Source organism: Streptomyces sp. NPDC053755 (genome assembly GCF_040677675.1).
In the GTDB taxonomy this organism is placed as follows: Bacteria; Actinomycetota; Actinomycetes; order Streptomycetales; family Streptomycetaceae; genus Streptomyces.
Window position 1 is genome coordinate 1 of sequence record NZ_JBFASK010000030.1, and the last position, 17,410, is coordinate 17,410.

At 72.1% G+C, this 17,410-nt stretch carries 14 protein-coding genes and 1 pseudogene; 11 read left to right on the top strand and 4 right to left on the bottom strand.

Features of this window, described 5'->3' with window-relative positions; genetic code table 11:
• Nucleotides 1-115 precede the first annotated feature (115 nt).
• The 3 genes from AB0K65_RS24965 to AB0K65_RS24975 are packed head-to-tail and all read left to right on the top strand — an operon-like array spanning nucleotide 116 to nucleotide 4,590.
• A complete protein-coding gene (locus AB0K65_RS24965) occupies nucleotides 116-2,005 on the top strand; it encodes a glycosyltransferase (RefSeq protein WP_365720136.1) in 1,890 nt (629 codons plus the stop codon).
• A 35-nt stretch (nucleotides 2,006-2,040) separates the two neighbouring features.
• Nucleotides 2,041-3,063, top strand: coding sequence for a UDP-glucose 4-epimerase GalE (galE, locus tag AB0K65_RS24970; RefSeq protein WP_365720138.1), 1,023 nt, complete (start codon nucleotides 2,041-2,043; stop codon nucleotides 3,061-3,063).
• Between the two features lie 39 nt (nucleotides 3,064-3,102).
• Nucleotides 3,103-4,590, top strand: a complete 1,488-nt coding sequence (locus AB0K65_RS24975) for a UDP-glucose/GDP-mannose dehydrogenase family protein (protein ID WP_365720140.1) — start codon at nucleotides 3,103-3,105, stop codon at nucleotides 4,588-4,590.
• Between the two features lie 273 nt (nucleotides 4,591-4,863).
• Here the strand turns inward: AB0K65_RS24975 and AB0K65_RS24980 are convergent, their stop codons facing one another.
• Nucleotides 4,864-6,483 (bottom strand): right-handed parallel beta-helix repeat-containing protein, encoded by a 1,620-nt coding sequence (locus tag AB0K65_RS24980; RefSeq protein WP_365720142.1) that lies wholly within the window; start codon nucleotides 6,481-6,483, stop codon nucleotides 4,864-4,866.
• A 443-nt stretch (nucleotides 6,484-6,926) separates the two neighbouring features.
• Nucleotides 6,927-7,361 (bottom strand): MarR family transcriptional regulator, encoded by a 435-nt coding sequence (locus AB0K65_RS24985; RefSeq protein WP_365720144.1) that lies wholly within the window; start codon nucleotides 7,359-7,361, stop codon nucleotides 6,927-6,929.
• Between the two features lie 118 nt (nucleotides 7,362-7,479).
• Between AB0K65_RS24985 and AB0K65_RS24990 the strand changes: the two genes are divergently transcribed.
• Nucleotides 7,480-8,607, top strand: coding sequence for an NADH:flavin oxidoreductase (locus AB0K65_RS24990; protein ID WP_365720146.1), 1,128 nt, complete (start codon nucleotides 7,480-7,482; stop codon nucleotides 8,605-8,607).
• Between the two features lie 133 nt (nucleotides 8,608-8,740).
• On the opposite strand, the gene AB0K65_RS24995 is transcribed toward AB0K65_RS24990, so the two are convergent.
• The gene (locus tag AB0K65_RS24995; protein WP_365720148.1) at nucleotides 8,741-9,565 is read right to left on the bottom strand and encodes a class I SAM-dependent methyltransferase; all 825 of its coding nucleotides are present in this window, start codon (nucleotides 9,563-9,565) and stop codon (nucleotides 8,741-8,743) included.
• A gap of 292 nt (nucleotides 9,566-9,857) precedes the next feature.
• Between AB0K65_RS24995 and AB0K65_RS25000 the strand changes: the two genes are divergently transcribed.
• The 6 genes and pseudogenes from AB0K65_RS25000 to AB0K65_RS25025 form a co-directional block, all read left to right on the top strand.
• A complete protein-coding gene (locus AB0K65_RS25000; protein ID WP_365720150.1) occupies nucleotides 9,858-11,126 on the top strand; it encodes a serine hydrolase domain-containing protein in 1,269 nt (422 codons plus the stop codon).
• 17 nt (nucleotides 11,127-11,143) lie between these two features.
• Nucleotides 11,144-11,899 (top strand): YoaK family protein, encoded by a 756-nt coding sequence (locus AB0K65_RS25005; protein ID WP_365720152.1) that lies wholly within the window; start codon nucleotides 11,144-11,146, stop codon nucleotides 11,897-11,899.
• A gap of 101 nt (nucleotides 11,900-12,000) precedes the next feature.
• Nucleotides 12,001-12,441: a hypothetical protein gene (locus tag AB0K65_RS25010; protein ID WP_365720154.1), complete on the top strand. Its 441-nt coding sequence runs from the start codon at nucleotides 12,001-12,003 to the stop codon at nucleotides 12,439-12,441.
• Nucleotides 12,442-12,623: 182 nt separating this feature from the next.
• Entirely contained in the window at nucleotides 12,624-13,199 is a 576-nt protein-coding gene (locus AB0K65_RS25015) for a TetR/AcrR family transcriptional regulator (protein WP_365720156.1), read from the top strand.
• A 283-nt stretch (nucleotides 13,200-13,482) separates the two neighbouring features.
• A complete protein-coding gene (locus AB0K65_RS25020) occupies nucleotides 13,483-14,097 on the top strand; it encodes a DUF4865 family protein (RefSeq protein WP_365720158.1) in 615 nt (204 codons plus the stop codon).
• A 294-nt stretch (nucleotides 14,098-14,391) separates the two neighbouring features.
• Nucleotides 14,392-14,511 (top strand): annotated as a pseudogene (locus AB0K65_RS25025) (GNAT family N-acetyltransferase); the annotation flags it as partial.
• A 79-nt stretch (nucleotides 14,512-14,590) separates the two neighbouring features.
• Here AB0K65_RS25025 and AB0K65_RS25030 read toward each other — a convergent pair.
• Nucleotides 14,591-15,829, bottom strand: a complete 1,239-nt coding sequence (locus AB0K65_RS25030; RefSeq protein WP_365720160.1) for a helix-turn-helix domain-containing protein — start codon at nucleotides 15,827-15,829, stop codon at nucleotides 14,591-14,593.
• Nucleotides 15,830-15,997: 168 nt separating this feature from the next.
• Here AB0K65_RS25030 and AB0K65_RS25035 point away from each other — a divergent pair, with 168 nt between their 5' ends.
• Nucleotides 15,998-17,410 (top strand): alkyl sulfatase dimerization domain-containing protein, encoded by a 1,413-nt coding sequence (locus AB0K65_RS25035; RefSeq protein ID WP_365720162.1) that lies wholly within the window; start codon nucleotides 15,998-16,000, stop codon nucleotides 17,408-17,410.

Genomic DNA, 17,410 nt, shown 5'->3' on the forward strand with positions numbered 1-17,410 from the left:
TCCCCTCGGGGAAGGCCCCGGGGGTCCCCTCGGGGAAGACCGCCCGGGACCTCCCCGGAACCCCCGGTCCCCCCCCCAAGGCCCGCCGCCCGCACCGCCTGGAGAACTCGCTGCCATGACGTCGTTGGAGCAAGGCCCCGGCCACGGGACCGGCACCATCCAGGAACTCCCCCTCCCGTCCCCGGACCCCGGCTCACCGGAGGAATGGGACGCGCTGGGCAAGGAGATCCGAGCCCTGTCGAACGGTGCGGTGGCCTCCATCGGCCCGGACGGCCCCGTCCTCGCGCTGCCGTCGCGCCGGCTCACCGTTCTCCCCTCCAGTTTCGTGCGGGCGTTCTCGCCCTCCGACCGGGTTCTCGTCGCCCTGCTGTCCCTCGGCTGGGTGGCCTGCCTGGTCTGGTTCTGGACCTGGTGGTTCCAGCCGTCGCACCGCATCGGCTGGCTCGGCCTGATCATCAACAGCGCCCTGCTGCTGTACCTGACCTACCTGCCCGTCCACTTCCTCGTCGCGCTGATCCGGATGCGGCGGTTCGATCCGGCCGTCGCCGTACCGGCGCTGCGCACCGCGTTCGTCGTGACCCGCGCTCCGTCGGAGAGCTGGGACCTCGCTCGCACCACACTGGAGGCGATGCTCGACCAGGACTTCCCGTACGGCTACCACGTCTGGCTGTGCGACGAGGACCCCACCGACGAGATCCTCGACTGGTGCTGGGAGCACGGCGTCAACGTCTCCTGCCGGCGCGGCCGCATCGACTACCACCGGGCCGACTGGCCGCGGCGCACGCGGTGCAAGGAGGGCAACCTCGCCTTCTTCTACGACCACTGGGGCTACGCCCACTACGACGTGGTCGCCCAGCTCGACTGCGACCACGTCCCCGGGCCCCGGTACCTCGCCGAGGTGGTACGGCCCTTCGCCGACCCCGCCATCGGCTACGTCGCCGCCCCCAGTGTCTGCGACTCCAACGCCGACGACTCCTGGGCGGCCCGGGGCCGGCTGCAGCGCGAGGCCATGTTCCACGGGCCCGTGCAACTGGGACACTCCGCCGGCCTCGCACCCGTGTGCATCGGCTCGCACTACGCCGTCCGCACCCAGGCGCTCCGCGACATCGGCGGTCTCGGCCCCGAGCTCGCCGAGGACTTCTCGACCACCTTCCTGCTCACTTCGGCCGGCTGGCAGGGCGCGTTCGCGATCGACGCGGAGGCGCACGGCGAGGGTCCGCTCACCTTCGGCGCGATGATCACCCAGGAGTTCCAGTGGTCCCGCAGCCTGGCCGTGATGCTGCTGGGCATGCTGCCGCGCCACCTGGGCCGGATGTCCCCCAAGCTGCGGCTGCGCTTCGGCGCCGCGCTGATGTACTACCCGCTGCTGGCCGTGGCCACCGTCATGGGCATCCTGCTGCCGCCGATCGCCGCGATCACGGGCGCCCCCTGGATCGACGTCGACTACGCCGACTTCCTGGCGCACTTCTGGAGCATGTCCGTCTGGCTGATCCTGCTGACGCTGCTCTGCCGCCGCCGCGGTCTGCTCCGCCCCAAGGACTCCGCCGTCTTCAGCTGGGAGATCTGGCTCTTCGGGCTCTCCCGCTGGCCCTACGTCGCGTGGGGCGTGCTCGCCGCGGTGACGCAGAAACTGCGGCCCCGTCAGATCACCTTCAAGGTCACGCCGAAGAAGCGCGACGGCCTGGAACCGCTCCAGCTGCGCTCCGTCGCCCCCTACCTGCTCATCACCACCTTCCTGTCGGGTTCGGCCCTGGTCGGCCAGCTCACCGGTCCCGCCGTCGGCTACGTCTTCCTGTGCATCCTGGGCTCCGCCTCGTACAGCGTCGTGACCCTCGCGATCGGCGCGCTCCACGTCAAGGAGACCGCGCGCGCGACCGGTGCCTCCGCCCTCCGCGCGCTGCGCACGGCCGCGCTCCCGCTCGCCGCCGGCCTGCTGTGCCTGCTGCCGCTGGGACTCGCCGTCGCCCTCTTCCCCACCTACCTCACCGGCTTCTACGCCTGGTGACGGCCCCCGCGGCCGATCGAGAAATGAGATTTCCCGTGCCCCAGACGGTCCTGGTCACCGGCGGCGCCGGTTTCATCGGCAGCCACACCTGTGTCGAACTGCTCCGCTCCGGCCACGAGGTCGTCGTGCTCGACGACCACTCCAACAGCTCCCCCCAGGCACTCGAACGCGTCGCGAAGATCGCGGGCCGGCCGATCGCCGCGGCCCACACCGCGGACGTGCGGGACCGGCGCGCCCTGGACACCGTCTTCGCGAGCCACCCGATCGACGCGGTGGTCCACTTCGCGGCGAAGAAGGCCGTCGGGGAGTCGGTGCGGATCCCGCTCACGTACTACGACATCAACGTCGGCGGCACCACGGCCCTGGTCTCGGCGATGCACGACCACGGGGTCCACAGGCTGGTGTTCTCCTCGTCCTGCTCGGTCTACGGCGACACCGCCATCGTCCCGCTGACCGAGGAGTCCCCGGTCGCCCCGACGAACCCCTACGCCACCACCAAGCGGACCTGCGAGCGGATCCTGGCCGACCTGTGCCGGCACGTGCCGGGACTGCGGGTGCTGGCGCTGCGGTACTTCAATCCCGTCGGCGCCCACCCCAGCGGACTGCTCGGCGAGGACCCGCTCGGCGTGCCGAACAACATCATGCCGTTCCTCACCCAGGTCGCCGGCGGACGCCGCGAGGAGCTCAGCGTCTTCGGCGACGACTTCCCCACGCCGGACGGCACCGGGATCCGCGACTACGTGCACGTCGTCGACGTCGCCGAGGGACATCGCGTGGCCCTCGACCACATCGACGACGAGCCCGGGATGCGGGTCTTCAACCTCGGCACCGGGCGCGGCGCGTCCGTCCTCGACCTCGTGCGCACCTTCGAGCAGGTCTCGGGGCGGCCGATCCCGTACCGGGTGAGCGGACGCCGGCCAGGGGACGTCGCCGAACTCGTCGCCGATCCGGCGAGGGTCGCCGCGGCCTGGGGCTGGACCGCGCGGCGTGACCTGACCGCGATGTGCCGCGACGCGTGGAACTTCCAGCAGCAGAACCCGTACGGCTACGCCCCCTGACACCTCCCGTACCCCTCCGCCCAGACAGGAGAACAGCGCATGCGCTTGACCGTCATCGGTACGGGATACCTCGGAGCCGTGCACGCCGCGTGCATGGCCGAGATCGGTCACGACGTCGTCGGTGTGGACGTCGACGTCGAGAAGATCACGGCCCTCACCGAGGGCCGGCCGCCGTTCTACGAACCGGGCCTCGGCGACGTCCTGACCCGGGCGCTCGCCTCCGGGCGCCTGCGCTTCACCACCAGCCTGCGCGAGGCGGCGGTGCACGGCGAGGTCCACTTCATCTGCGTGGGCACGCCGCAGCAGGCCGGATCCCAGGCGGCCGACCTGCGGTACGTGGACGCCGTCGCCGACGGGCTCGCGCCGCATCTGCCCGCCTCGTGCCTGGTGGTCGGCAAGTCGACCGTCCCGGTGGGCACGACCGCGCGCCTGGCCGCACGCCTCGCGGGGCTCACACCGGCCGGCGTGCGGGCCGAGGTGGCATGGAACCCCGAGTTCCTGCGCGAGGGCTTCGCGGTCGAGGACACGCTGCGGCCCGACCGGCTCGTGGCGGGGGTGACCAGCAGGGAGGCCGACGAGACGCTGCGCCGGGTGTACGCCCCGATCCTGGGGGCGGGGGTCCCGTACATCAGCACGGACCCGAACACGGCCGAGCTGGTGAAGGTGGCGGCCAACTCCTTCCTCGCCACCAAGATCTCGTTCGTCAACGCCATGGCCGAGGTCTGCGACGCGGCGGGCGCGGATGTGGTCACCCTCGCCGACGCCCTGGGCCACGACAGCCGGATCGGCCGGCGGTTCCTCAACGCAGGCGTGGGCTTCGGCGGCGGCTGCCTGCCCAAGGACATCCGGGCCTTCACCGCGCGGGCCCAGGAGCTCGGCGTCGGGCCCGCGGTGGCGTTCCTCGACCAGGTCGACGCGATCAACGAGCGGCAGCGGGACCGGACCGTCGCCCTGGCCCGCCGGCTGCTCGGCGGCGGCGCGGCCGGCCGCCGGGTGACCGTCCTGGGCGCCACGTTCAAGCCGAACAGCGACGACGTCCGCGACTCGCCGGCGTTGGCGGTCGCGGCGGCGCTGCACCGGCTGGGCGCCGAGGTCCGCGTACACGACCCGGAGGGCACCGCGAACGCCCGGCGGGCCCACCCGGAGCTGCAGCACACAGCGGACCTGTTGACGGCGTGCCGGCACGCGGAACTCGTCCTCCACCTCACCGAGTGGGGCGAGTACCGCGAGGTGGACCCGGTCAAGCTGGCCCGCGTGGTGCGCGAGCCGGTCCTCCTCGACGGGCGCAACGCGCTCGCGCACGACGAGTGGCGGGCGGCCGGCTGGACCGTCAAGGCCCTGGGCCGCCCCGCCCCGACGGACCGGCTGCCGGATCCGCTGCCGGACGGGCCGACGGGCGCGCTGTCCGACCGGCTGTCGACCGGCCGGGACGGGGAGCCGCTGCGGTCCACGATCGCTACCCCGGCCGGTGAGCCTGGCCGCACCGCGGCGGCGGTGCCGACGGCGGTCCCGGCCACCAGGGCCTAGGCGGGTCGTTTCCGGTCGGTCTCGCCCGGTCTGCGGCGCCCTGCACGCACTCTTTCGTAGCCCTTCGGGCACGGGAGGTGCACCCAGCCGCGTGGTCGTCGGTCGCCATGGCTCCGCCATGTCTCCCTCCTCCGCCGCGCGATCGCACGCACCGGACGCCGCGGCCCCCGCCCCACGGACGGACGCCGACCCTTCCCGACGCTCCCCGGGGTGGAACGGATCAGCCCTGCCTCCCGGCTCTCGGCCGGGAGGCAGGGCCGCGCGTCGTCCGGCTCAGCCGGCCGTGCCCGGCCCGACGACGGACTGTACGGCTCCGACCGTCAGCGCCTTCGGGACCTGGTTGCCGAAGTAGTCGACCGTGCCCAGGTCGACGCCCAAGGCCTTCGGGGCGAGGCCCACGGGCACCGTGTCCTGGCAGCGCGGCACCAGGTCCCCGGCGCTCGCCGGCTGACTGATCGGAGCGGCCAGGCCGGGCAGGCAGGGGTCGTCGGTCGAGCCGGTCGCCCGGCCGTCCAGCATCTCCTGGCGGGAGGCGGTGCGCCAGCCGTCCAGCGACGTGAAGCGCTCCGTGCCCCACCTCAGCAGCCACGCGCCCGAGCTGTAATAGTCGTTGCCCTGGAGCCGGAGCGTGTTCGGGCCGTACGCCGACTGGGTCTCGACCAGGGGGCCGCCGTCGGTGGCGAAGATGTTGTTGTGGACGCGCACGTCGCGCATGCCGTCGCGCAGCCGGAGCGCCGGCGGCCGGTTCCCCGCGGCCTGCGCGGAGGGCAGGCCCTCGGTCCGCATCACGACCGTGTTGTGGTAGATGTCCAGGTTCGTCATGCGGGAGCCGTAGGCGACGATGCCACCGTACTCGGGCAGCTTGCGCGCATCGTCCCAGCTCATGTTGAAGCGGACGACGTTGTCCTTGTGGGCGCCGGTCGGCTGACCGGAGTAGACGAGGAACCCCGGCCCGTCGTTGCCGTACGCGAGGTTGTACTGCATCACCGAGGACGACACGTTGTTGTCGAGGCCGAAACCGCCGCCGTCGACCCATGAGCCCGTGCGGTTGCGGTAGGAGCTGTTCTTCTCCAGCACCACGCGCGTGGAGTCGTACACCCAGATGCCCTCGGGTCCCTCCTCCGCGCCGGCGGCGGAGCGTGCGCCGTTGTCGTGCGCCTCCGAGCGCGTCACCGTGGCGTCCCGGACGCTGCCGAGCGCGATGCCGCTGCCGGTGTTGCGGTCCTCGCTCCGCGGGTCGCCGGCGTTGGAGTACGCCCTGACCCGTTCGATCCGGAGCCCCGCGTGCGCGTAGGCGGGGCGGTCGGGCCTGAACGCGGGCCCGTAGAAGACCAGTCCCGCCTCGAGGTTGTGGTGCACGGCGACATCGGTGATCCGCACGTCGCCGTAGCCGGCGGCGGCGTCCTTCTCCGCGCCGACGCTGATGCCGTTCTGAAAGCCCCGGGCCTCCACGTTGCTGAGTCTGACGTGATCGAGTCGACGGGCGCCGGGGAGCGTGTTCCGGAAGGCGATCCCCACTCCTTCGCGCAGCGCCTTGCGGTCGCCGACCAGCGCGATGTTCCTGATCTCCACGCCGGCGGTGTCGTGCACGGTGATGCCGGACGTGCCCCGCGGAGCGACGGTGGCGCGGCCGGTGCCGTACGAAGCGATCACGACAGGCCGCGTCGGGCTGCCCGCCTCCTCCCTGCCCAGCGAGAGGCTGCCGCGGAACCGTTCGCCCCCCTTGAGCAGCAGTCGGTCGCCGGGCCGGTAGCGCGCCCCGTCGGCGTGGTCGAGCGTCCGCCAGGGCTTCTCCGGCGACATGCCGTCGTTCCGGTCGTCGCCGTCGGGGCTCACGTAGAAGGTGTACGGCCCTCCGGCGGCGGGCCGGGCCGGCCGGTAGACCTCCGGCATGCCGGGCACCTCACACCCGGTCAGAAGGAGAAGCACCGCGGCCGAGACCCCGGCGGCGGTCCTCGTCGTGCCGTTCCGCTTCGCCGTGTTCAAGCGCACCCCTCGAGGACGTTCTCTGGGCAGATCCGGTATACAACGCCCCAGAATGCCAGAATCCGGGCGTGCGAAATGCCGACGAAGGCGCGGCATCCGAGTCATGGCGCCGGGAGGAGGTCCTGTCGGTGCGCGAGGTGCCCGACCTCATAGCGTCACCGGCGTCGGCTCTTGGAACGCGCAAGCCGGTTCCCCTGCGGTGCGGACGCATGTCCGCCGCCCGTCGGCGGACAGGCATGCTGAGGGGGGCGCGGCGCGGCGCGAACGCGAAGGAGGTTCCGTCGGCGGGGGAGAGGGGCGTCGAACGGGGAGCGGGGGCCCGGGCAGCCGGAGGTGAAGGGGGGCGCGGGTCAGGCGTCGGAAGGGCGGACGAAGACCCGTTCCAGCAGGGCGTGCAGGAGGTCCCGGTCATCGCCTTCGAGCCTGTCCAGGCCCTCCCGCGTCGTGCGCATCTTCGCGCGGATCGCGTCGGTGACGCGCTCTCCCTCGGCGGTGAGGATGACGTTCTTGACGCGCCGGTCGGAGGCGGCGGCTTCGCGGCGCACCAGGCCGCGCTTCTCCAGCCGGTCGATGATCCCGGTCATGTTGGACGCGTCGCAGGTCATGTTCTCGGCCAGTGCGCGCATCGCGGCCGGTCCCCGGCGGAGCGCGGTCAGGGTCTTGCCCTGGCTCACCGTGAGGTTCTCGCTCGCCGCGGCGACGGTGAAGTCGCCGTAGTAGACACCGAGCGCCACGGAGAGCAGCTCCATCAGCTGGGCCGTGTCGACGCGGGGAGCTTCTGTCATGGGAGCCACTCTAACCGAAAATACTTGACTACCTCAAGCATTAGCCTTTTACTGTCCTACATTGCATGAAGTTCTCAAGCATCAAGGTTATCAAGTAATCGCCTCGAGGAGCGTCCCTGTGACCGTCACCGCGTCCCCCACCTCCCGCGCGGCCGAGATCCTGTCCCGGTCCGTCACGCTGAACGGCCTGACCGTCCCGAACCGCATCGTGATGGCGCCCATGACGCGCATGTTCTCCCCCGGGGGCGTCCCGGGCGACGACGTGCGGTCGTACTACGCCCGCCGGGCAGCCGCGGGCGTCGGCCTGATCGTCACGGAGGGGACGTACGTCGGCCACGAGTCGGCCGGCCAGAGCGACCGTGTGCCGCGATTCCACGGCGAGGAGCAGCTGGCGGGGTGGGCGAAGGTCGCCGAAGCCGTGCACGCGGCGGGCGGCACGATCGTGCCGCAGCTGTGGCACATCGGGATGGTTCGCCGGCAGGGCCAGGCACCCTACGCCGACGCCCCGGCGATGGGCCCCTCCGGCATCCGCCCCGACGGCACCGAGGGCGCGGGCAGGACGATGACCCAGAGCGACCTGGACGACGTCATCGGCGCCTTCGCCGAAGCCGCCGCGGCCGCGGAGCGCATCGGCTTCGACGGCATCGAACTGCACGGCGCCCACGGCTACCTCCTCGACCAGTTCCTCTGGGCGGGGACGAACCGCCGTACCGACGCCTACGGCGGCGACCCGGTGGCCCGTACGAAGTTCGCGGCCGAGATCGTGACCGCGGTCCGCGAGACCGTGTCGTCCCAGTTCCCGGTGATCTTCCGCTTCTCGCAGTGGAAGCAGGACGCCTACGACGCGCGGCTCGCCCAGACCCCGCAGGAGCTGGAGGCGATCCTGACCCCCCTCGCCGCGGCCGGCGTCGACGCCTTCCACGCCTCCACCCGCCGCCACTGGGTCCCGGAGTTCGAAGGCTCGGACCTGAACCTGGCGGGCTGGACCAAGAAGCTCACCGCCAGGCCCACCATCACGGTCGGCTCGGTCGGTCTCGACGGCGACTTCATCCATGCCTTCGCGGGCGAGGGCGCTCCAGTCCAGGGCATCGACGACCTCCTCGACCGCTTGGAGCGCGACGAGTTCGACATGGTGGCCGTCGGCCGCGCACTGCTCCAGGACCCGGAGTGGGCGGCCAAGGTCCTGGCTGGGCGGACCGACGAGCTCAAGCCGTACGACGCGGCAGCGGTACAGACGCTGAGCTGAAGCGCGTCGCAGAGGGCCGCGGCCGCCCGTCCGGCCGACGCGAGGCGCCGTCGGCCTCGCAGGCGCTCGCGGAAACGGGCCGGATCGTGGCCGCCTCCGGTCGTGCGGTCCCTTCCTGCTGCGGCCTGCCTTCCTACGCGCCCGTCCGATGAGCCGTGACCAGGAGGTACTCCCATTCCATCGCGCCGTCGGCGAGGTGGTGCGCGGCCAGGTCGTCGAGGGCCGTGTCGAGGGCGGCCACCCGGTCGGGGTCCTCCCCGATGAAGCGGTACGTGGCGATGGTCGGCCCGTAGCAGGTCTTGAAGAACTCCCGGAACTCCTCAGGCCGGGCGAACCGGTCGACGCGCAACTGCTGCCGGCGGGCGTGGACGTCGGTCACGCGATCCCCGAGCAGGGAGTGCACGTGCTCGGGGTCGCCCCACAGCGGCGGCGGCTGGGCACCGGGCGGCGGCGGGGGAGCGTAGGGGCGCATCGCGGCGAACATCTTTCCGATGAACCCCTCGGGGGTCCAGTTGATCAGGCCGATCGTGCCGCCCGGGCGGCAGACCCGGACCAGTTCGTCGGCCGTCTGCTGGTGGTGCGGCGCGAACATGACGCCCACGCAGGACATCACCGTGTCGAACTCGCCGTCCGCGAAGGGAAGGGCCTCCGCGTCCGCCTCCCGCCAGTCGAGCCGAGCTCCGCGCACCTCGGCGAGGTGACGACCGACCTCCAGGAGTTCGGGGGTGAGGTCGGAGGCGACGACGTCGGCGCCGACGAGGGCGGCCGGGATGGCCGCGTTGCCCGAGCCGGCCGCGACGTCGAGGACCCGGTCTCCCTGGCGGACACCGCACTCCCGCACCAGCTCGCCGCCCAGCTCGTGGATGACCTGCGACGCCACGGAGGGATAGTCGCCCAGCGCCCACATCGCACGGTGTTTCGCCTTCAGGGCATCGGGTGCTGCGTTCTCGTTGCTCATGTCCCTATACCTAGCGCTTCCGGAGGCCCGGCAATCAGGGCCAGGAGGGTGACGCCGCGGTCGTCGGCACCCGTGCACGCTCCGCCGCCCCGACGGGCCGTCCCCCGCGAACGGGGTCCCGGCGGCGATCCGGGGGCCCCTGGGTCCTGAGACGCAGTGTCGACCGGCCGGCCTTCCCGTCTCTCCCGGCCGGCCCCGCACCGCCCCCGCCTCACGCGCCTCGGCGGCCCACGATCGGAAGGGGTCTCGGCCGTATGGAGCAGCGGAAGGGCGGCCGTCGGAGGGGCGTCCGATGCTGGGGCGGATCGCACTGGCCGATTGCCCGTCCGCCGGGCACCCGCCGTTCAGCCGTTCACGAGAAGGAGGGCCTGTGTCGGCACGCTCTGGAGTTCCCGCCCGTTCGCGCGGACGTCTGCGACCGTCCGTCGCCGTCCTGTCCGTCACCGCGGCGCTCGGCGCCCTCGCCCAGCCCGTAGGGGCGTCCGAGACGCCGCAGCCGCCGGACAAGTCCCTGCAGAAGCAGCTGAACGACCTCGTCCGGACGGACGGCGGGCCTCCCGGGGTGATCGCCCTGATGCAGGTGAACGACCGCACGACGGTCTACCGCGCAGGCGTCGCCGACACGAAGAGCGGCAGGCCGCCGCGCGCGAACGACCACATGCGACTCGCGAGCGTCGCCAAGGCGTACAGCGGCGCGGTCGCCCTGCGCCTGGTGGACCGGCACCGCCTGCGCCTCGACGACACCATCGGCAAGCACCTGCCCACCCTGCCCGCCGCCTGGCACCAGGTGACCCTCCGCCAGCTGCTCAGTCACACCAGCGGGCTCCCCGACTTCTCGACGGCCCCGTCCTTCGTCGAGATCCTGGTCGCCGACCCGAGGCATCACTTCGACTCGCGCAGGCTGCTCGACTTCGTCGCCGACGAGCCGCTGGAGTTCCCGCCCGGATCGCGGTACCTGTACTCGAACTCCGACAACATCGCCGTCGCGCTGATGGCGGAGGCGGTGACGGGACGGCCGTACGAGCAGCTGCTGGAACAGCTCGTGTACCGGCCCCTCGACCTGCGGCAGACCAGCCTCCCGCAGGGCTATCGCATGCCGAGGCCCTACATCCACGGCTACGACGTCACCCCGCCCGCCCCGCCCGAGGACATCAGCGAGGCCATCGGCGCCTCCGGAGTCTGGGCCTCCGGCGGCATCGTCGCCACGCCCAAGGACCTCAACTCGTTCATCCGGGCCTGGGCGGGCGGCCGCCACTACCTCTCCGAAGAGGTCCGGCGCCGGCAGCGGGACTTCATCCCCGGCGCCGCCTCGGAGCCCGCCGGGCCCGGAGTCAACGCGGCCGGCCTGGCGATCTTCCGCTACACGACGCGCTGCGGCACGGTCTACGGCCACACCGGCAACTTCCCCGGCTACACCCAGCTGGCCGTCGCCACACAGGACGGCAAGCGCTCCCTCACGTTCTCGATCAACACCCAGACCAGCAAGACGCTCAAGCCCGGGCTGCTGGCCAAGCTCCGCCCCGTTCAGGAGGACTTCGTCTGCGCCCTGCTGCGGCGCTGACACCCTCCCCGCCGGCCATGACCGAGACCGGAGCCGGTGTGCGCGGGCTGCTGACCGATCTGGCACGGACGCTGGTGCCGCCGCACGGTGATCGGCACGGCCCGCTGCCGCCGCTACTTCTCGCACTGACCCTGCTGACCGGCATGGTCGACGCGGTCAGCTACCTGGCACTCGGCCACGTCTTCGTCGCCAACATGACGGGCAACGTCGTCTTCCTCGGCTTCGCCCTCGCGGGCGCCGCGACGCTCTCCGCTCCCGCCGCGGCCGTGTCGATGGCCGCCTTCCTCGCAGGTGCGCTCGCAGGCGGCCGGCTCGGCACCCGGTTCGCCCGGCACCGCGGCCATCTGCTCACCCTCGGCACGGGGATCCAGTCCGTGCTCCTCACCGCGGCCGTCGTCACGGCGGCGTCGGCACACGGGCCGTTGCCGGACACCGCCCGGTACACGCTGATCGCGCTTCTCGGCGCGGCGATGGGCCTGCAGAACGCCGTGGCGCGAGGCCTCGGCGTCCCCGACATCAGCACGACCGTACTGACCACGACCCTGACCGGGCTGGCGGCGGACTCCGGGCCCGGAGCGACGGGACCGCACCGGGGCCGCCGGGTTCTCTCGGTGCTGGCCATGGTCCTCGGCGCGTTCGGCGGCGCCGCCCTGCTGCTGAGGACCTCCGTCGCCGTCACCCTGGGCGCGGCGCTCGCCGTACTCGTCGTCACCGGCATCCTCGCCCTCCGGCTCTCCTCCGCCGCCCCGGCGTGGACCCGCCCTCCGACGTGACCGCGGTGCGGGGCGCACGGCACCGGCATGCCGCTGAGACGCACCCGCGAATGAGCTGACGAGGGGTGGGCACTTGCCGGGCGGTGCGAAAGGAGTCCGGCATGAGTACCTATAACCACCACTACATAGCGAAAGACGCGGTCACCAGGCAGGGACTGCGCGTCGCCGTCCACGATCAGCTCCTGAGCCTGCCGATGCTGCTCGCGGCCGTGGCCCTCACCATCCTCCCGATGGGCTGGCAGGACGGCCCGAAGGACGCCCAGGTGAACGAGGTGATCGTCGGGGTGATCCTCTTGTTCGTCGTCGGGCGCCGGCTCTACAGCGGCAGCAGCGTGCGCTCCGACCTGATCGTCGGGGTACTGGGGGCCTGGATGATCGTCGCGCCCTTCCTGCTCGGCCTGCAGAACACCCAGGTCGAGCTGGGCAGCAAGATCCTCGACATCACGGCCGGCAGCGTGCTGGTCCTGTCTGCGGGGGCCTCGCTCCTCGTGCTCCGCGGGCGCCGGGGGGACGGCGGCCACGGGACGAGAGGCCAGGGATAGCGGGGTCGGCCGCCCCACGTCCCGGCTCGACGGCCGCAGGCCCCGGCAGGGTGTGCCGGGGCCTGCGACCGCGAATGCCGATGAAGCCCGCCCCCGCCGAGGGTCTCGCACTGGGTGCGGACCCGGACCCGAGTGCTGGTCCTCTCCGAGAAGTTGTACCTACTAGTATGTACAATCGTGGTATGGGTACCGCGGAACGACTCATCGAAAGCACCCGGGAACTGCTCTGGGAGCGCGGCTACGCCGCTACCAGCCCCAAGGCCATCCAGCAGCGGGCCGGAGCCGGACAGGGCAGCATGTACCACCACTTCGCGGGCAAGCCTGATCTGGCACTCGCCGCGATCAGCCGTACCGCTGAGGAAATGCGCGCCAAGGCCGAAGCGCAGTTCTCCGCTCCCGGTACCGCCGTGGAACGGATCACCTCGTATCTGCTCCGCGAACGGGAGGTCCTCAAGGGCTGCCCGATCGGAGGTCTCACGCAGGATCCGGACCTCATGGCCGACCCGGCCCTGCGGGCGCCCGTCGAGGAGACCCTTGCCTGGCTGCGCGGACGTCTCGCCGAGGTCGTGGCCGAGGGACGTGGAAGCGGTGAGCTGGACGCCGCACTGGACCCGCGAGCCACCGCCGCGACGATCGTCGCTGTTCTGCAGGGCGGCTACGTGCTGGCCCGCGCCGCCGACTCCGTGGCCCCGTTCGACCAAGCGATTGCCGGGGTGTTGGGCCTGCTGGCCGCGCACACCTCGATCGCCCGCGAGTAGAGGGACGTTCGCCTTCACGCGTGTTCTCCCGCCCGTCACCGGCAGTGCCGCCGCATCGTCTCAGTGCGCCGTCGGAGCCGCCCGGGTCGGGTCGAGGAGATCGCGCATCCCCCCGGAAGGTGGCACCGGCGCGGCGCCGCTCCCGCGATCTTCATGACCCGCCTGGCCATCCAGGAGACCTCCGGGGGCGGCACCGAAGCCGAACGTGGCGCACCCGTGACCCCACAGCGCATACCTCGCTGGTCTGCCGACCGTCTGACCATCAAGAAGGGCCGCACCCTTGATGCACGCCAAGCAGTACGAGATCACCCTGCCTGCCGACTACGACATGGGGATCATCCGCAAGCGGGTGGCCGCCGGCGGCCACGTCCTCGACGACCGCGCCGGACTGGGCCTGAAGGCGTACGTCATCCGCGAGCGTGGTGTCGACGGCTCTCCGGTCAATCAGTACGCGCCCTTCTACCTGTGGAACGACACCGGCGCGATGGCCCACTTCCTCGTCGGCGGGGGCGGATTCCAGAACATCGTCCGCGACTTCGGGCGCCCTGCCGTACTCCACTGGGCCGGCATCGCCTGCCTTGCCGGCCCCGCCCGCAAGGCATTCCCCCGGGCGGCCTCCCGTCGCCTCACTCCGATCCCTGCCGATTCCGACCACGACGCCACCGGCCTCGGCCTTGCCGCGCTGATCGAACGGGAGGCCGAGGAGCTGCGCGGGATCGCTCGCCGCGAGGACGTACACACCGTCGCCCTTGCCTTTGACCCCCAGTCCTGGCAGCTGATGCGGTTCGTCCTGTGGGAGGACGCTGTGGCACCGGCAGAGGCAGCCACCGAGTGCTACGAGGTGCTGCACCTGTCCGCTCCCGGCATCACCCGCCTCCCCGAGGGACAAGCCTGGTAAGGCTTGACGGCTCACAGAGCGGACGGTGCGACATCGGTGCGGCCTCCGGGCCGATGTCACACCACCCACCGCTGCGGGGTGCGCGGGCCGGGCACCGTCGCCCGGATGGACAGTCCGGATCGAGGCGGCTGTTCATGTCGGGCTCGAACCGGCCGTACGGCCTCACATGGGTCCAGAACAGCGGCGACGGCGTCCTGCGGTCCGCGCCGGTGAGCTTGTCCGCCCACTCCGGATCGGCCAGGACCTCCTCCCTCGACCTCGGCACCCGTCATCGAACTCTGATCATTCACCGACCTGGATCCCGCCCGCGGCGACCCGCTCGACGTCTACGCCGAAGTCCGGCCACCGCTGCTCCACCTCGCGAACTACGCGGTACACGCGGATGGGGACCGCTCCTCGCGACGCACGGAGCCGGCACCCGGCGAGAACCCGGTGCACTCGGCCGCGGCACCGCCTCCGTCACGCACGACCGCGATCTCTGGTCCCGGGAGGGTCACCGGGTAGCGTCGCCGCGCAGCAGCAGGGCGGCCAGGGCCAGGGCGTTCCCTCGGGGGGAGGCGATGTCGAGGCCGGTGAGCTCGGTGATCCTCGCCAGCCGGTTGTCCACGGTGTTGGGGTGCAGCCCCAGCCGGTGCGCGGTGCTGCGCCGTTCGTGGCGGTGCTCGATGTGGACGCGCAGCGTCTCGATGAGTTCGGGCCGGTCGCCGAGGGGATCGAGGAGGGCGGCGATGCGGGTGCTGCTCTCGTCATGGCGGGAGAGGTGGTACTCCAGCAGGACGTCGTCCATGCGGTGCACGCCGGCGGGGCGTCCGCAGGCGCGGGCTACCCGGACGATATCGGTGGCGGTGCGGGCAGCGGTCGGCACGTCCCGAGGGGTGGCGGCGGTGACCGCGGCCACGCGGGCGTCGTCTCCGCAGACCTGCCGGAGCCGGACAACCAGTTCCTCGCAGGCGCGGACGCCGTCGGTGTCGTCCGGCCGCCGAGGGGCGACCACATGTCCGCCGTCGGCGCCGAGCAGGGACGCGGCCCCCGCGCCGAAGGTGCGGTCCAGGACGGTCTGGACCCGGCGCGTCCGCCGGCGCTCCGCCACGGCCGAGGCCTCGGGACCCCGCTCGCACGGAACATGCAGGTGGACGACGAGGGTGGGGCCTTCGAGTCCCAGCCCCTCGAAGGCCCGAGCGGGAGGCAGGGAGCCGTCCAGCAGGCCCCGTACCAGTGACCGGTGGTGTTCGCGGCGTTCGGCGAAGAGCGCCGCTCGCTCGTCGAGATAGGTCTCGGCGACGGCTCCGATGACGGCCTCGTGGCCGCGCAGGAGGAGGTCGACGAGTTCCAGGAGCGCGGTCTCCTCCCCGGCGGCGGTCTCGTCCCTGAGGGCCTGCCAGAGGACGTGGACGGCTGTCGAGTGGCTGCGCAGCAGCGTGTGCAGGGGCATGCCTTCGTCGGCGCGCTGGGCGGCGCGTTCCCGGAAGAGGTGGTAGTCCCCGTCGTCGTCCCGCCCGTCGCGTACGCGGTGCAGGAAGAGACGCAGCCCGTGCCGGACTGTTGCGGCGACCTCCACGTCTTTCACGTCGTTGGGGAGCTCGCTGTATCCGGGAAGCCGTTCGAAGGATTCCCGGGCCATGCGGCGGGCGAGCTCGTTGACACGGCTCTCGCACCGGGCGGCGAGCGCCCGGGCCTCGGGCGACAGAGCCGGACGCGTGCCGGGGGCTTCGGGCGGTGGGGTGCTCGGCACCGGAGGTCCTCCCGGGCAATGTGACGGATCACAGCGTATGCCGTCAACGACTGTGAAGGCGGCGGATATCCCGTCGTCGGGCTCCGCCCCAGACTCTACAGAGATCAGCGGGCCAGACGAGGGGCGCGGGACGGTGCCTTCCACGGTGACGTATAGGAGCCGGAAACTATGACGGAACACAATGGCAGCGGTTACATGGAGTACGCGGACCGGGTCTGGCGCGGGGAGGAGTCTCTGCTGGCCCACGTCACCGGAGAGTTCGCCGGCGGCGGACTCGTGAGGGTCGCCGAGCGGACCGGCTTCTTCCCGGCCTTCGCGAACGTAGCGGTGTTCGACACCGGGGACGGTCTGGTGCTGGTCGATTCGGGCGACTTCCGTACGGCGAGCCGGCTGCACGACGCGGTGCGCGGCCGCTCACAGGCACCGGTGACCACCGTGGTGTACACCCACGGCCACGTCGACCACGTCTTCGGCGTGGGCCCCTTCGACCGGGAGGCCGCCGACAGCGGCACGGCGCTCCCGGAGGTCGTCGCGCACGAGGCCGTGGCGGCGCGCTTCGACCGCTACCGCGAGACGGCCGGCTACAACACCTGGATCAACCGCCGCCAGTTCGGCGTACCCTCCCTGAACTGGCCGACGGAGTACCGCTACCCGGACACCACCTACCGCGACCGTCTGACCCTGCGCAAGGGGGAGCTGACCTTCGAGCTGGTGCACGCACGCGGCGAGACGGACGACCACACCTACGTGTGGATCCCGGAGCTGAAGACCCTGTGCACCGGAGACCTGTTCATCTGGAACTCGCCCAACGCCGGCAACCCGCAGAAGGTGCAGCGCCACCCGGTGGAGTGGGCAGCGGCACTGCGCGCCATGCAGGAACTCGGCGCCGAGGTCCTGCTCCCCGGACACGGCGTGCCGATCATCGGCGCCGGCCGTATCCGCCAGGCTCTCGGCGACACGGCTGAGCTGCTTGAGTCCCTGTGCGACCAGACGCGGGACCTGATGAACGCCGGTGCCCGCCTCGACGAGGTGCTGCACGGGGTGAAGGTTCCGCCGGGCCTCCTGGAGAAGCCGTACCTGCACCCGGCCTACGACGAGCCGGAGTTCGTGGTACGCAACCTGTGGCGACTGTGGGGCGGCTGGTACGACCAGAACCCCGCCAACCTCAAGCCGGCCCCCGAGGCCGCGCTGGCCGCCGAACTCGCCGAGGCCGCCGGCGGTGCGCGGGCGCTGGCGGACCGGGCCGGGCGGCTGCTCTCCCGTGGCGAGCTGCGTCTCGCGACACACCTGGCAGAGACCGCCGCGCTGGCCGCACCCGCCGACCCCGACGTGGCCCGGATCCGGGCCGAGGTCTTCACCCGTCGGGCGGCGGCGGAGACCTCGACGATGGCGCGAGGCGTCTTCAACTGGGCCGCCGCGGAGGCCGCCGCCGTGGCGGAGGGCACAGACGTCGCCACCGAGCTGACACGCAGCGACGAAGGCCGGCGGCGGGCCGCGGGAGCCATCAGCGTGGGCGTCGTCGACGACGACAGCTGCGGCTGCGCGGCCGCCATGGACGACATCGCAGAGCAAGGGGCGTGA

Bases quoted from the DNA above. Each gene is read 5' to 3' on its own strand.
- AB0K65_RS25035 (WP_365720162.1), top strand. From the start codon at position 15,998: ATGACGGAACACAATGGCAGCGGTTACATGGAGTACGCGGACCGGGTC.
- AB0K65_RS24985 (WP_365720144.1), bottom strand. From the start codon at position 7,361: ATGACAGAAGCTCCCCGCGTCGACACGGCCCAGCTGATGGAGCTGCTC.
- AB0K65_RS24980 (WP_365720142.1), bottom strand. From the start codon at position 6,483: ATGCCGGAGGTCTACCGGCCGGCCCGGCCCGCCGCCGGAGGGCCGTAC.
- AB0K65_RS25015 (WP_365720156.1), top strand. From the start codon at position 12,624: ATGGGTACCGCGGAACGACTCATCGAAAGCACCCGGGAACTGCTCTGG.
- AB0K65_RS24965 (WP_365720136.1), top strand. From the start codon at position 116: ATGACGTCGTTGGAGCAAGGCCCCGGCCACGGGACCGGCACCATCCAG.
- AB0K65_RS25000 (WP_365720150.1), top strand. From the start codon at position 9,858: ATGCTGGGGCGGATCGCACTGGCCGATTGCCCGTCCGCCGGGCACCCG.
- AB0K65_RS25010 (WP_365720154.1), top strand. From the start codon at position 12,001: ATGAGTACCTATAACCACCACTACATAGCGAAAGACGCGGTCACCAGG.
- AB0K65_RS25020 (WP_365720158.1), top strand. From the start codon at position 13,483: ATGCACGCCAAGCAGTACGAGATCACCCTGCCTGCCGACTACGACATG.
- AB0K65_RS24995 (WP_365720148.1), bottom strand. From the start codon at position 9,565: ATGAGCAACGAGAACGCAGCACCCGATGCCCTGAAGGCGAAACACCGT.
- AB0K65_RS24975 (WP_365720140.1), top strand. From the start codon at position 3,103: ATGCGCTTGACCGTCATCGGTACGGGATACCTCGGAGCCGTGCACGCC.
- AB0K65_RS25005 (WP_365720152.1), top strand. From the start codon at position 11,144: ATGACCGAGACCGGAGCCGGTGTGCGCGGGCTGCTGACCGATCTGGCA.